We start from the raw sequence: 12125 nt of genomic DNA, 5'->3' as shown, positions 1-12125 counted from the left end.
TGCCGCGGTGGGGCCGCCGCGGAGCCGCGGCGGAGCCGACGCCAAGCCGACGCCAAGCCTTCGACCAGCCGTCGATCAGCCGTCGATCAGCGCCCGCCACTCGGCGACCTTGGCGACGTCCACCGGCGACTGCCAGCCGTCGACCCGCACCGCGCCGCCGACGTGGAAGGCGTCGAAGCCGGCCCCCCGCAGCCCCGGCACGTGCTCGGCCCGCAGGCCGCCGCCGATGAGGATCCGCTGGGTGTAACCGGGCTCGCCGGTCCGGGCCAGCTCGGCCAGCAGGACGTCGAGCCCGGCGTCCACGCCGCCGGCCGAGCCGGAGGTGAGGAAGGTGTCCAGCCCGGGCAGCGCGCCCACGGCGGCCCGGACGGCGGCCCGGTCGGCGCTGTGGTCGATCGCCCGGTGGAAGGTCCAGCGGCAGCCGGCGACCGCCTCGGCGACGGCCTCGGTGGCGGCCAGGTCCACCGCGCCGTCGGCGTCGAGGAAACCGAGCACGAACTCGTCGGCGCCCTCGGCCCGGAGCGCGGCGGCGCGGTCGCGCAGCTCGTCCAGGTCACCGGGGGCGAAGCCGTCCCGGATCCGGAGCATCACCCGCAGCGGGAGGTCGACGGCGGCCCGGATCTTGGCGAAGTCCTCCACCCCGGGGGTGAGGCCGTCGGCGGCCATGTCGGTGACCAGTTCGAGCCGGTCGGCGCCGCCCGACTCGGCGGCCTGGGCATCCTGGGGCGTCAGCGCGATGACTTCGAAAATTGGTCTAGACATATTAGACAGAGTGCCACATCGCCCCCGCCCCGGCGAGCCCCGTGCGGCCACTTGGCCGGACAACGCGCATGCCCCGGGAAGCACGGAACGGCACACCACCGGAGAGCGGCACACCCCGGAAAACACGGAACGGCCGGACGCTCCGGGTCCACACCCCGGCCGTCCGGCCGTTCGGAGCGGCGAGGCCCCGGCCGTCCCCGCTCAGGCGAGGCTCCGGTGACCTCCCGCCCCGGCACCGCGGCGCAGCAGCCCGCCGGCCACCACGGTCGCCACCACCACCAGGCCCACCACCGGGAGCAGCCGCCAGACCCCGCCGATCGACTGCCAGATCCGGAACAGGCTGAACGTCAGGGTCAGCGGCAGCACCGCCAGCCCCGCCGCGGCCGGAACCAGCCGGTCGCGCGCCGCGAGGAGCAGCGCCAGCAGCGGGACCAGCACCAGCGCCGCGCCCGCCTTCCAGTCCATCAGCACCCACGAGCTGTAGAAGTCCTCCGCCACCAGGACCAGCCCGCCGCCCACCGTCGCGGCCAGCACCATCGCCCGGTCGCTCCAGGTCTGGCGCCGTCGCAGCAGCTCCTGGGGCGCGAGCGCGAACAGCAGTCCGGCGAACAGCTGCGGGGTCGCCTCGCAGGACTGGTTGAACATCAGCCAGAAGTTGGGCATGGCCAGCACCGCCAGCGCCACGCCCAGCGCCCCCACCGCCGCCACGGCGACGGCCGCCGCCCGGGCGAGCCGCCACCGGCCGGCCAGCACCGCGCCGACCAGCAGCAGTGGCGCCAGCACCGAACCGAAGTACCAGGCGTGGAAGGGGACCTGGACCGCCCGGTCCGGCAGCTCCCACATCCAGCCCGGGGCCCGGCCGGTCGCGTCGTGCAGGACCCGGGTCAGCCCCAGCCCCGCGATCGCTCCGGCGATCAGCGGCGCCGCCAGCGCGAGCAGCCGCCCGGCGGTGGACGAGGAGGTCAGGCCGGTGCGCATCCGCAGCCCGTACGCCCCGAGGTCGAACGCCTCGCGCGCGGTGGCGAGCCGGCCGCCCTCGGCCGTGGAGTCGGCGAAGACGGCGGACAGTTCGTCGCCGCGCTCGCGCCGGTAGCGGGCCGGGTAGAGCCGCAGCGCGGCCCGGAACGCCACCGGCTCCGCCGACCCCGGGAAGAACTGGATCGTCATGAGAATGCCCCCCTGGCCTTGAAGAACGCGAGCTTGCCACCACCGGCCACGGGGCGGACGGCAGCCGGTCGGACGGACGGCTCACGGACGGCGGCCAGCCGCCGCCGGGCCTCCTCGGCGACGGCGCTCAGCCGCTCCGCCTCGGTGGTCAGCGCATCGCGCCCGCCGTCGGTGAGGGCGTAGGTGCGCCGGGCCCGGCCGTCGACGATCTCCTCGGCCGCGACCTCGATCAGCCCCTGCTGCAGCAGCCGGTCCAGCGCGCCGTACAGGGTGCCGGTGCGCATCTTCACCCGGCCGTCGGAGATCGCGGAGATCTCCTGGATCAGCGCGTAGCCGTGCCGCGGGGCGTCGGCCAGCGCGGTGAGCAGGAGCAGCGTCGGCTCTTGCATCGCCCGTTCAGTCATGGAGTTACATATACCTTTCATCGACATATCATGTCCAGCGGAATCTTTGGCGGTCCGGACCGGCCCAGCAGAATGGCGCCATGCCGGAAGCCGACACCCCCGCCACCCGGGCCCCGTCCCCCGCCACCGAGGACCTCCTCGCCGCCTGGACCGCCCTGCTGCGCCGCTGCGGCGCGGCCACCGATCCCGACCCGGCCGGGCGGGAGCTGCTGCGCCGCTGGTCCGAGCCGCAGCGCCGGTACCACACGGTCGACCACCTGCGCGCGGTGCTGGGTCACGTCGACGCGCTCGCCGAGCACGCCGACGACCCGGACGCCGTCCGGCTGGCCGCGTGGTTCCACGACGCCGTGTACCGGCCGGACCGCTCCGAGAACGAGGAGCGCAGCGCCGCCCTGGCCGTCCGGGCGCTCGACGGCAGCGGGCTCCCGGCGGCCCGGGTCGCGGAGGTCGCCCGGCTGGTCCGGCTCACCGTCACCCACCGTCCCGAACCCGGCGACCGCGACGGCGAGGTGCTGTGCGACGCCGACCTCGCGGTGCTGGGCGGCGACCCGGCGGCGTACGCGGCCTACGCGGCGGCCGTCCGGGAGGAGTACGCCTTCGTGCCCGAGCCGGACTTCCGCGCCGGGCGGGCGGCGGTGCTGCGCCAGTTGCTCGCCCTGCCCGCGCTCTACCGCACGACGACGGCGCACGGGCGCTTCGACGCGCCCGCCCGGGCCAACCTCGCGGCCGAGCTCGCCCGGCTCGCCGGACCGGCCGAGCCGGGCGAGCCGGCCCGACCCACCGGTCCCGGGGCGCCGGACGGGACCGGCTGACAGCACGCCCCGGACACCCGCGCGACCCGGACACCCGGTGCCGGCCGTCAGCCCGCCCGTCGCGCCAGCGGCAGCCGGCCCCGGCCGAAGGCGGCCGCCCCCAGCCCCGCCACCACCGGCAGCACCACCACGATCAGCAGCAGGAGCCCCCAGGGCGCGGTGAACGGCACCGCGGGCGCGCCGAGCTGCCCGGACGCGTGCGACCGCAGCAGCCCCAGCGCCGGGACGAACCCGCTCACCGTCCCCAGCACCGCGCCGACGCCGGCGATCAGCGTGCACTGCAGCCCGGCCTGGATCCGGTTCGTCCGCGGCGGCGCACCCACCGCGGCCAGCGTGGCCCGGTCGTTGCGCGAGTCGGCGGCCGCCAGCCCGGTGGCCACGGCCGCCGCACCGAGCACCACCACCACGGCGAACCCGCCGAGCGCCAGGGTGTTCATGTCCCCCTTCGGCCGGTATCCGCGCTCCACCGTCAGCTGGGCGTGCGGCACGAGCCGGGCCACGGCCGCCTCGGCGCGCTGCTGCGCCTTGCGGTCGGGAGCGACCTCGGGGCGCCACACCGAGCCGTTGGGCCTGGGCGTGAGTCCGGCCCGGCGCACCGCCTCCGGGCCCATCAGCACCGCCCCGTACCGGGCCGCGTCGGGGTTCTCCGCCAGGACCGCCTCGACCCGGACCTCGATCCGCTCCGTCCCCGGCACCTGTCCGGGCAGGACCGGTCCGCCGGCGGCGCCCTGCATCGTCAGTGTCGCCCGGCCGTCGTTCAGGAAGGCGCGGTCGAAGACCACCGCCCGACCTGCGGCCAGGGCCTCCTCGGCCGCCCGGTCCCGCACGCCGAACAGGTGGTGCAGGACCGTCGTGTCGCCGGACAGCACCCGGCTCCCGGCGTTGCCGAACTCCGGACGCGCCCCGGCGCCCTTGGCCTGCACCGTGCTGGAGCAGTTGTCGCAGAACACGTAGGTCACGTCCTGGACGTCGGCACGGGTGCCCAGGTCCGGCAGCGCCTGCTCGACGGCCCGGCGCAGCCGGACCGTCTCCGGGCTGCCCGGAGAGGCGGGGGCGTCCAGCACGACGGCGCCCGTCGGAGCCGTCGGCCGGTAGGAGGCGCGCTCCTGGGCCTCGGTGCCGGTGCTGTAGACGCCGACGGCGACGGCTCCGGCGACGGCGGCCATCACGGCGGCCACGGCCGGCGCGGTCCGGCCGCGGTGGCGGGCCGAGTCGCGCAGGGCCAGCCGGGGGCCGAGCGGCAGCCGGCCCGCGAGCCGGCCGAAGAGGGCGATCAGCATCGGGGTGAAGAACAGGATGCCGACCTCGGCGGTGGCCGCACCGGCGAGCACCGAGAGCGCCCGCTTGTTGAGCCCGCCGAGCACCGGCATGGTGCCGCTCTGGTACGTCCCGGCGCCGTACAACGCCAACGCCGCACCGGCGCCGACCAGCAGCAGGCCGACGACCGGCAGCAGGCGGCCGGGCGTGGCGACGGAGTCGCGGCCGGTGAGGCCGGCCACCACGTCCCGGCGGGCCGCCTGCACCGCGGGCAGCACGGCGGCGGCGAGCGCGGTCAGCACGCCCACCGCGGCGATCGCCAGCAGGTCGAGCGGTGCGATCGCGAAGTGTCCGAAGCGGCTGCCGCCCGCCCCCTCCAGCCAGGGCCGCAGCGCGGCGACCAGGCCGGTGCCGAGCGCCACCCCGAGGGCGGCCCCGGCCAGTCCGAGCACCAGTCCGCCGCCGAGCACGATGGCGCGGATGTGACCCCGGTGGCCGCCGGCGGCGCCGACCAGGGCCAGCTGCCGCCGGGAGCGCCGGGCGCCGACCGCGAAGGCCGGGCCGGCCAGCAGGGTGACCTCCAGAAGCGCCATGCCGATCACGGTGACCAGGACGACGGTCCGGTTGTCGCTCCCGGGGGAGACCCACCGGTCGGCGTCGTAGGGGACGGCCGAGGCCGGCGGCGGGTCGAGGGCGACCGCCCGGGAGGTCACGGTGAAGCCGTACCGGTTGAGCTTCTGGACGGCGGTCCAGTCGAGCCCGGCGCCGACGGGCAGCCGGACCAGCCACTGCTCGGCGCGGACGCCCTCGTCCCGGCCCGCGGCGACCGGTCCGCCGGGAGCGTCCGGAGCGGCGGCGGCCGCCGCGGCCAGCGGGGAGATCAGCCGGCCGGGCCGGGCGACCAGTTCCACCTTCCCGAGGTCCCCCGGGTGCTCGACCACACCGGTGAGCCGGAACGGCGTCCGCTCCAGCCCCTTGACCGTGGTGGAGTCGCCGAGGCGCAGTCCGGCCTCGTCGAGGAAGGCCCGGGTGACGGCCGCCTCGTCGGGCGCGGCGGGCGCCCGGCCCTCGACCAGGTCGAGCCGTCCGGACCAGACCCGATCGGCCGGATCGGCCTCGGCGGTGGAGGTGGTGAACAGCCCCTCCCGGGTCGAGGTGCTGACCTCGGGCCCGGGCGTGGCCGGCACCAGCACCGCGGCGGACGGCAGCAGCCCGCCCAGCAGTTCGGCCGAGGTCGCCGCGCCGGCGGCCGCGGGAGCGGACGCGGGGTCGGTCCGGGCCTCCGGCAGCACCCGGACGCCGTCCTCGGCGAACGGCGCCTGCTCGACGGAGCGGCCCGGGCGGTGGGCGGTGACCAGGGCGTCCGCCCCGCCCATCAGCCGCTCGACCCGCTCGGCGGGGGTGAGCGAACCGCTCCGGTGGACGATGTCGGCGCCGGTGACACCGAGCACCGGCAGCGCGACCATGGCGATCACCAGGGCGCTGCGGCCCTTGGACCTGAGGGCGTCGCGGCGGGCGATGCGCAGCGCGACGCGCAGGGCGGAGAGCTTCATCGCCGTCCCCCGTTCCCGCCGGCGAGCAGCGGGTGCGCGGCCTGCCCGACGCCCCCGTCGACGACGGCCCCGTCGTTCAGGACGACCACGCGGTCGGCCCAGACGGCGTGGCGGGGGTCGTGGGTGACCATCATGGCGGCGGCGCCGGCGTCGCAGCGGGCCCGCAGCACGGCGAGCACGGCCTCGCCGGTCGCGGAGTCGAGCGCGCCGGTGGGCTCGTCGGCCAGGACCAGCCGGCGGTCGCCGACCAAGGCCCGGGCGATCGCGACGCGCTGCTGCTGGCCGCCGGAGAGCTGCTCGGGGAAGCGGTCGGCCAGCTCGGGGATGCCCATCTCGCGCAGGGCGGTCAGGGCCTCCCGGCGGGCGGTCCGGGCGGACACCCCGTCGAGTTCGCGCGGCAGCGCGACGTTCTCGGCCGCGGTCAGCGCCGGGACGAGGTTGTAGTCCTGGAAGACGTAGCCGACCGAGCGGCGGCGCACGGCGGCCAGCCGGGTCCGGTTCAGTCCGCCGAGCTCGACGCCCTCGACCAGCACCTGCCCGCCGCTGGGCCGGTCGAGGCCGCCGGCCAGGGTCAGCAGGGTCGACTTGCCGGAGCCGGAGGGCCCCATGACGGCGACGAACTCGCCGGGGCGCACGGCCAGGTCGACGCCGCGCAGGGCATGCACCTCGGCCTCGCCGTGCCCGTGCGTCCGGGTGACGGCGCGCAGTTCGAGGACCGGACGGGCCGGATCTGGCTGGGACATGGGTCTCCCCCACTCATTGCCGAAAGAAGGACTCGGACGGACTATATATGTCGTTGGACTGCATATGCAGTCCAGTGGTTCCCGTCGGCACGAAAAAGCCGCCGCCGCACCCGGAGGTGCGACGGCGGCCCGGAGGAGGAAGGACCGGCGGCTGAGGCCCGGCCGGCAGCCGGGACGCGCCCTACAGCTCGCCCACCGCCGCCACGACGGCGCCGCGCTTGCCGCACACCCAGTGCGGCTCCGGCCCCAGCTCGGGTTCCACGCCCAGCGCGTGCGGGTCGCCGTCGGCCGCGCAGTCCGCGCACAGCGGCCAGCGGCCGTGGCTCTCCAGCAGCGCGTCCTGGACGTCCTGGGCGACCAGGCCCAGGACGTACTCGACGCCGTCCGGCCACTGCTCCAGCCACCAGCGCCGGTGCGTCACGGCCTGCTCGACCAGGGACACCACGGCGGGGTCGGCGGCGTCCCGCGCGGTCAGGTCGGCCAGGATCAGCGCCCGCGCGGTGTGCAGCGCCGTCTCGATGTCGTCTGTCGTAGCCATCCGTCCAGTCTCCCAAGAACGCCCGGAAACCCGGGACCCCCGACCCCCGACCCCGGGAAGGCGCCCCGGGAACGCCCCGGGGAACGACCCCGGGAACGCCGCGAGGGCGGCTCCCCGTCGGGGAACCGCCCTCGCGGACGAAAGACCTGCCGATCCGATCGAAGCGATCAGGATCAGAAGTCCATGTCACCGCCCGGCATGCCGCCGCCGGCGGCCGCGGCGGCCTTCTCCGGCTTGTCGGCGATGACGGCCTCGGTGGTGAGGAACAGCGCCGCGATGGAGGCGGCGTTCTGCAGCGCGGAGCGGGTGACCTTGGCCGGGTCGATGATGCCGGCGGCGACCAGGTCGACGTACTCGTTGGTGGCGGCGTTCAGGCCGTGACCGGCGGGGAGGTTGCGCACCTTCTCCACCACGACGCCGCCCTCGAGGCCGGCGTTGGTCGCGATCTGCTTGATCGGGGCCTCGAGCGCGACCTTGACGATGTTGGCACCGGTGGCCTCGTCGCCGTCCAGCTCCAGCTTGTCGAAGGCGACCGAGGCCTGCAGCAGCGCGACGCCACCACCGGCGACGATGCCCTCCTCGACGGCGGCCTTCGCGTTGCGGACGGCGTCCTCGATGCGGTGCTTGCGCTCCTTGAGCTCCACCTCGGTGGCCGCGCCGGCCTTGATGACGGCCACGCCGCCGGCCAGCTTGGCGAGGCGCTCCTGGAGCTTCTCGCGGTCGTAGTCCGAGTCGCTGTTCTCGATCTCGGCGCGGATCTGGTTCACCCGGCCCGCGACCTGCTCGCTGTCGCCGCCACCGTCGACGATGGTGGTCTCGTCCTTGGTGATGACCACCTTGCGGGCGCTGCCCAGCAGGTCGACGCCGGCGTTCTCCAGCTTCAGGCCGACCTCCTCGGAGATCACGGTGCCGCCGGTGAGGATGGCGATGTCCTGGAGCATGGCCTTGCGGCGGTCGCCGAAGCCCGGGGCCTTGACGGCGACGGACTTGAAGGTGCCGCGGATCTTGTTCACGACCAGGGTCGACAGGGCCTCGCCCTCGACGTCCTCGGCGATGATGACGAGCGGCTTGCCGCTCTGCATGACCTTCTCCAGCAGCGGCAGCAGGTCCTTGACCGAGCCGATCTTGGAGTTGGCGATCAGGATGTAGGGGTCCTCGAACGAGGTCTCCATACGCTCCAGGTCGGTGGCGAAGTAGGCCGAGATGTAGCCCTTGTCGAAGCGCATGCCCTCGGTGAGCTCGAGCTCGAGACCGAAGGTGTTGCTCTCCTCGACGGTGATGACGCCTTCCTTGCCGACCTTGTCCATGGCCTCGGCGATGAGCTCGCCGATCTGGGTGTCGGCGGCCGAGATGGAGGCGGTGGAGGCGATCTGCTCCTTGGTCTCCACGTCCTTGGCCTGGGCCAGGAGCTGGTCGGAGACGGCGGTGACGGCCTTCTCGATGCCACGCTTCAGGGCCATCGGGTTGGCGCCGGCGGCGACGTTGCGCAGACCCTCGCGGACGAGCGCCTGGGCCAGCACGGTGGCGGTGGTGGTGCCGTCACCCGCGACGTCGTCGGTCTTCTTGGCGACCTCCTTGACGAGCTCCGCGCCGATCTTCTCGTACGGGTCCTCGAGCTCGATCTCCTTGGCGATGGAGACACCGTCGTTGGTGATCGTGGGGGCGCCCCACTTCTTCTCCAGAACGACGTTGCGGCCCTTGGGGCCGAGCGTGACCTTCACTGCGTCGGCAAGCTGGTTCATGCCACGCTCAAGGCCGCGGCGAGCTTCCTCATCAAAGGCGATGATCTTGGCCATCAGAAGTGGTCCTCCGGGACACGGTCGACTGCTCGGACCAAGGGGTGCCCGCGACGGACGGCCCTGGTGTGCGGGGGTCCATTCCCCTACCGCTCCCTGGGGCCTCACCGACCCGGTCCGCTGTCACTCTCAAGCTGTGAGTGCTAACGCCAATGATTAGCACTCCGGGTGGGTGAGTGCAAGCCCAATCGGGCAATCCGCGAGCCGCGCCACCCGCGCCGCGCACCCGCCCGGAGCCGTCCCCGACCGCCTCCGACCGGGCCGGATCCGACCGGAACGCCGCGCCCCGCGGCCGGCCCCCGGGAGCCCGGCCCCGGGCCCGACGGCGGACATCACGACGGCCGCGACGGCCGACATGACGGCGGACATGACGGCGGGCCCGTACGACCGAGGTCGCACGGGCCCGCCGTGAGAATCAAGAGGTGCGCCAGCCGATGGGCCGAGCAGAGCTCCCGGGTGTCGGAAAGGTCAGACCGCCGCGCGGACCATGTCCGCCTGCGGACCCTTCTGCCCCTGAGAGATCTCGAACTCGACCCGCTGGCCCTCCTCAAGGGTGCGGTAGCCGTCCATCTGGATCGCGCTGTAGTGGACGAAGACGTCCGCACCACCGTCGACCGCGATGAAGCCGTAACCCTTCTCCGCGTTGAACCACTTGACGGTGCCCTGAGCCATTCCGAACTCCCCTAGTGCTGTGCTGGCCCTTCACGCGCCCGCAGGTCTGCGGGCCCGGGTCTGGTTGGAGGCCGGCCCGGGGAACCCCCCCTGGGCGCAGCCGCGCACGCCACAATCCTCCCGATGACGCCGAACGGCATCCGGCGAACGGGCGATTGCGTCGACCGCGGCTGAATGTATCCGGATCGACGCCCTCTGCAACAGGGTCAATGGCGGGGAATTCACCCGCGGCGCCGTGGGACAGGACGGGCGCAATCGGGATAAAGCCCTGCATTCTCCGCCGGACATAGCGGACGTATTACCAGAAATCCCCGCCAGAATTCTGACACCGGCCTGACATGTATCCAGGTCCCGGGCCCGTCCCGGCTCCCGCCGGACGCGGGCCGGCGGTGGTGGCGGTGCGGTGGATTCGTTCCCGGACCAGGGTGACGGGCGCGCCCTGTTCCCGGTCCAGCGACACTTTACTCCGCCCGGGACCGAAGATATTCCCGCCAAAATGCGCACGGCCGTCCGCGGCACGGAATTCCGTGCCGCGGACGGCCGTCGGCGACGCGCCCGCCCCGGGGGGAACGGACCGCCCGCGGATCACCCGCCGGCGACCGCCGGGATGATCGAAATGTTCGCGCCGTCCTTGATCCCCGTTTCCAGGCCCTCGGCGAACCGCACGTCGTCGTCGTTCACGTAGACATTGACGAAACGGCGCAGCTTGCCGGTGTCGTCGAGGATCCGCGCGGCGATCCCGGCGTGGTTGCGCTCCAGGTCGGCGATCACCTCGGCCAGCGTGGCGCCCTCGGCGGGCACCTCGCTGACGCCGCCGGTGTAGGTGCGCAGGATGGTCGGGATGCGGACGTTGGCGCTCATGGGGGTCTCCTAGCTACTACGGGCGCTGGGTGGGCGGAGGGGTCAGTCGGAAGCGAGGCCGGCGCCCCGGAAGGCGTCCAGGGTCGGCCGGATGACGGCGGTCATGCCGGACTCGGCGACCGCGTCGAGGGTCTTGAGCCCGTCACCGGTGTTGATCGCGACGGTCTCCTTCGACGGGTCCAGCTGCCCGGTCTCGACCAGCTTCTTCAGCACGCCGACGGTCACGCCGCCCGCGGTCTCCGCGAAGATGCCCTCGGTCCGCGCCAGCAGCCGGATCGCCGCCACGACCTCCTCGTCGGTGACGTCCTCCACCGCGCCGCCGGTGCGCCGGGCGATGTCCAGCACGTACGGGCCGTCGGCCGGGTTGCCGATCGCCAGCGACTTGGCGATGGTGTCCGGCTTGACCGGCCGGATCACGTCGTGACCGGCCTTGAAGGCCGCCGAGACCGGCGAGCAGCCCGCCGCCTGGGCGCCGAAGATCCGGTACGGCCGGTCCTCGACCAGGCCCAGCCTGATCAGCTCCTGCAGCCCCTTGTCGATCTTGGTGAGCTGGGAGCCCGAGGCGATCGGGATCACGATCTGCTCCGGCAGCCGCCAGCCGAGCTGCTCGCAGATCTCGAAGGCCAGCGTCTTGGAGCCCTCGCCGTAGTACGGCCGCAGATTGACGTTGACGAAGCCCCAGCCCTCGCCGGCCGGGTCGCCGATCAGCTCCGAGCAGAAGCGGTTCACGTCGTCGTAGTTGCCCTCGATGCCGACCAGCTCGCCGCCGTACACCCCGGCCATCACGACCTTGCCCTGCTCCAGGTCGTGCGGGATGAACACGCAGGACCGGAAGCCCGCCCGGGCCGCCGCCGCGCCGACCGCGCCGGCCAGGTTGCCGGTCGACGAGCAGGAGAGCGTGGTGTAGCCGAACACCCGGGCCGCCTCGATGGCGCAGGCCACCACGCGGTCCTTGAAGGAGTGGGTCGGGTTCCCGGAGTCGTCCTTGATGTGCAGCTGCCCGGTGAAGCCGAGTTCGCGGCCCAGGTTGTCCGCCTTCACCAGCGGGGTCCACCCCGGGTTGAGGTTCGGCTTGGTCGCCACGTCGGCCGGCACGGGCAGCAGCGGCGCGTAGCGCCAGATCGACGCCGGACCGGCCTCGATCCGCTTGCGCAGCTCCTCGGCGCCCTCGCTGCCGAACTCGTAGGCGATCTCCAGCGGACCGAAGCACTCGAGACAGGCGAAGCTGGGACCGAGCGGGAACCGGGTGCCGCACTCGCGACAGGACAGCGCGGTGGCGGGGCCGAGGTCGACGGCGACTGGTGCGGCGGTGTCGATAGCCATGATGGGCGGAGGCCTCTCTCCTCATCTTCCCCGTGACGCGGTCGCGCCACAGGCCGGAATTGGCACCTGTCCCGCCGGGGCTCGAAGCCGACCGTGCGAGAAGGTTGCCGGGACGTCAACGGGCCGTTCCCTCAGTCCCTCTGGATGAGCTCTGTGAAGTTGTGGTTCTGCTCAGCGGCGACCCCGGCGTGCGAAGGTCCGATCGCTGTACGAAGACTGTATCCGAAGGCGTCGGTC

11 protein-coding genes and 1 riboswitch are annotated in these 12125 nt (G+C 73.9%); of the genes, 1 reads left to right on the top strand and 10 read right to left on the bottom strand.

The window, feature by feature from the left end; translation table 11 throughout:
- Positions 1–75 precede the first annotated feature (75 nt).
- From BLU95_RS21835 to BLU95_RS21825, 3 genes are all read right to left on the bottom strand, one after another.
- Entirely contained in the window at positions 76–762 is a 687-nt protein-coding gene (locus tag BLU95_RS21835) for a copper homeostasis protein CutC (protein ID WP_093861513.1), read from the bottom strand.
- A 201-nt stretch (positions 763–963) separates the two neighbouring features.
- Positions 964–1929: a hypothetical protein gene (locus BLU95_RS21830; RefSeq protein ID WP_093861512.1), complete on the bottom strand. Its 966-nt coding sequence runs from the start codon at positions 1927–1929 to the stop codon at positions 964–966.
- Positions 1926–2333, bottom strand: coding sequence for a PadR family transcriptional regulator (locus BLU95_RS21825; protein WP_093861511.1), 408 nt, complete (start codon positions 2331–2333; stop codon positions 1926–1928). Before BLU95_RS21825 ends, BLU95_RS21830 begins: the two co-directional genes overlap by 4 nt.
- Before the next feature lie 80 nt (positions 2334–2413).
- Between BLU95_RS21825 and BLU95_RS21820 the strand changes: the two genes are divergently transcribed.
- On the top strand, positions 2414–3145 hold the full coding sequence (locus tag BLU95_RS21820; protein ID WP_093861510.1) for an HD domain-containing protein: 732 nt from the start codon (positions 2414–2416) through the stop codon (positions 3143–3145).
- Between the two features lie 47 nt (positions 3146–3192).
- Here BLU95_RS21820 and BLU95_RS21815 read toward each other — a convergent pair whose 3' ends face one another.
- From BLU95_RS21815 to thrC, 7 genes are all read right to left on the bottom strand, one after another.
- A complete protein-coding gene (locus BLU95_RS21815) occupies positions 3193–5955 on the bottom strand; it encodes an FtsX-like permease family protein (protein WP_093861509.1) in 2763 nt (920 codons plus the stop codon).
- Positions 5952–6698, bottom strand: coding sequence for an ABC transporter ATP-binding protein (locus BLU95_RS21810; protein WP_093861508.1), 747 nt, complete (start codon positions 6696–6698; stop codon positions 5952–5954). The genes BLU95_RS21815 and BLU95_RS21810 overlap by 4 nt, the downstream gene beginning before the upstream one ends.
- A gap of 181 nt (positions 6699–6879) precedes the next feature.
- Positions 6880–7236, bottom strand: coding sequence for a DUF8819 family protein (locus BLU95_RS21805; RefSeq protein ID WP_093861507.1), 357 nt, complete (start codon positions 7234–7236; stop codon positions 6880–6882).
- A 173-nt stretch (positions 7237–7409) separates the two neighbouring features.
- Entirely contained in the window at positions 7410–9032 is a 1623-nt protein-coding gene (groL, locus tag BLU95_RS21800; RefSeq protein WP_093861506.1) for a chaperonin GroEL, read from the bottom strand.
- A 468-nt stretch (positions 9033–9500) separates the two neighbouring features.
- The gene (locus BLU95_RS21795; protein WP_030289665.1) at positions 9501–9704 is read right to left on the bottom strand and encodes a cold-shock protein; all 204 of its coding nucleotides are present in this window, start codon (positions 9702–9704) and stop codon (positions 9501–9503) included.
- Positions 9705–10289: 585 nt separating this feature from the next.
- On the bottom strand, positions 10290–10565 hold the full coding sequence (locus BLU95_RS21790) for a MoaD/ThiS family protein (RefSeq protein WP_093861505.1): 276 nt from the start codon (positions 10563–10565) through the stop codon (positions 10290–10292).
- 42 nt (positions 10566–10607) lie between these two features.
- A complete protein-coding gene (gene thrC, locus BLU95_RS21785) occupies positions 10608–11888 on the bottom strand; it encodes a threonine synthase (protein WP_093861504.1) in 1281 nt (426 codons plus the stop codon).
- 18 nt (positions 11889–11906) lie between these two features.
- Positions 11907–12039: riboswitch (SAM riboswitch) on the bottom strand.
- Between the last annotated feature and the right edge of the window lie 86 nt (positions 12040–12125).

It is taken from the genome of Streptomyces sp. TLI_053 (assembly GCF_900105395.1).
In the GTDB taxonomy this organism is placed as follows: Bacteria; Actinomycetota; Actinomycetes; order Streptomycetales; family Streptomycetaceae; genus Kitasatospora.
The sequence above is the reverse complement of the archived record's forward strand: the minus strand, read 5'-3'. Positions and strand labels throughout refer to the sequence as shown.

Bases quoted from the DNA above. Each gene is read 5' to 3' on its own strand.
- BLU95_RS21815 (WP_093861509.1), bottom strand. From the start codon at position 5,955: ATGAAGCTCTCCGCCCTGCGCGTCGCGCTGCGCATCGCCCGCCGCGAC.
- BLU95_RS21795 (WP_030289665.1), bottom strand. From the start codon at position 9,704: ATGGCTCAGGGCACCGTCAAGTGGTTCAACGCGGAGAAGGGTTACGGC.
- BLU95_RS21830 (WP_093861512.1), bottom strand. From the start codon at position 1,929: ATGACGATCCAGTTCTTCCCGGGGTCGGCGGAGCCGGTGGCGTTCCGG.
- BLU95_RS21820 (WP_093861510.1), top strand. From the start codon at position 2,414: ATGCCGGAAGCCGACACCCCCGCCACCCGGGCCCCGTCCCCCGCCACC.
- BLU95_RS21810 (WP_093861508.1), bottom strand. From the start codon at position 6,698: ATGTCCCAGCCAGATCCGGCCCGTCCGGTCCTCGAACTGCGCGCCGTC.
- BLU95_RS21790 (WP_093861505.1), bottom strand. From the start codon at position 10,565: ATGAGCGCCAACGTCCGCATCCCGACCATCCTGCGCACCTACACCGGC.
- BLU95_RS21825 (WP_093861511.1), bottom strand. From the start codon at position 2,333: ATGACTGAACGGGCGATGCAAGAGCCGACGCTGCTCCTGCTCACCGCG.
- BLU95_RS21835 (WP_093861513.1), bottom strand. From the start codon at position 762: ATGTCTAGACCAATTTTCGAAGTCATCGCGCTGACGCCCCAGGATGCC.
- groL (WP_093861506.1), bottom strand. From the start codon at position 9,032: ATGGCCAAGATCATCGCCTTTGATGAGGAAGCTCGCCGCGGCCTTGAG.
- BLU95_RS21805 (WP_093861507.1), bottom strand. From the start codon at position 7,236: ATGGCTACGACAGACGACATCGAGACGGCGCTGCACACCGCGCGGGCG.
- thrC (WP_093861504.1), bottom strand. From the start codon at position 11,888: ATGGCTATCGACACCGCCGCACCAGTCGCCGTCGACCTCGGCCCCGCC.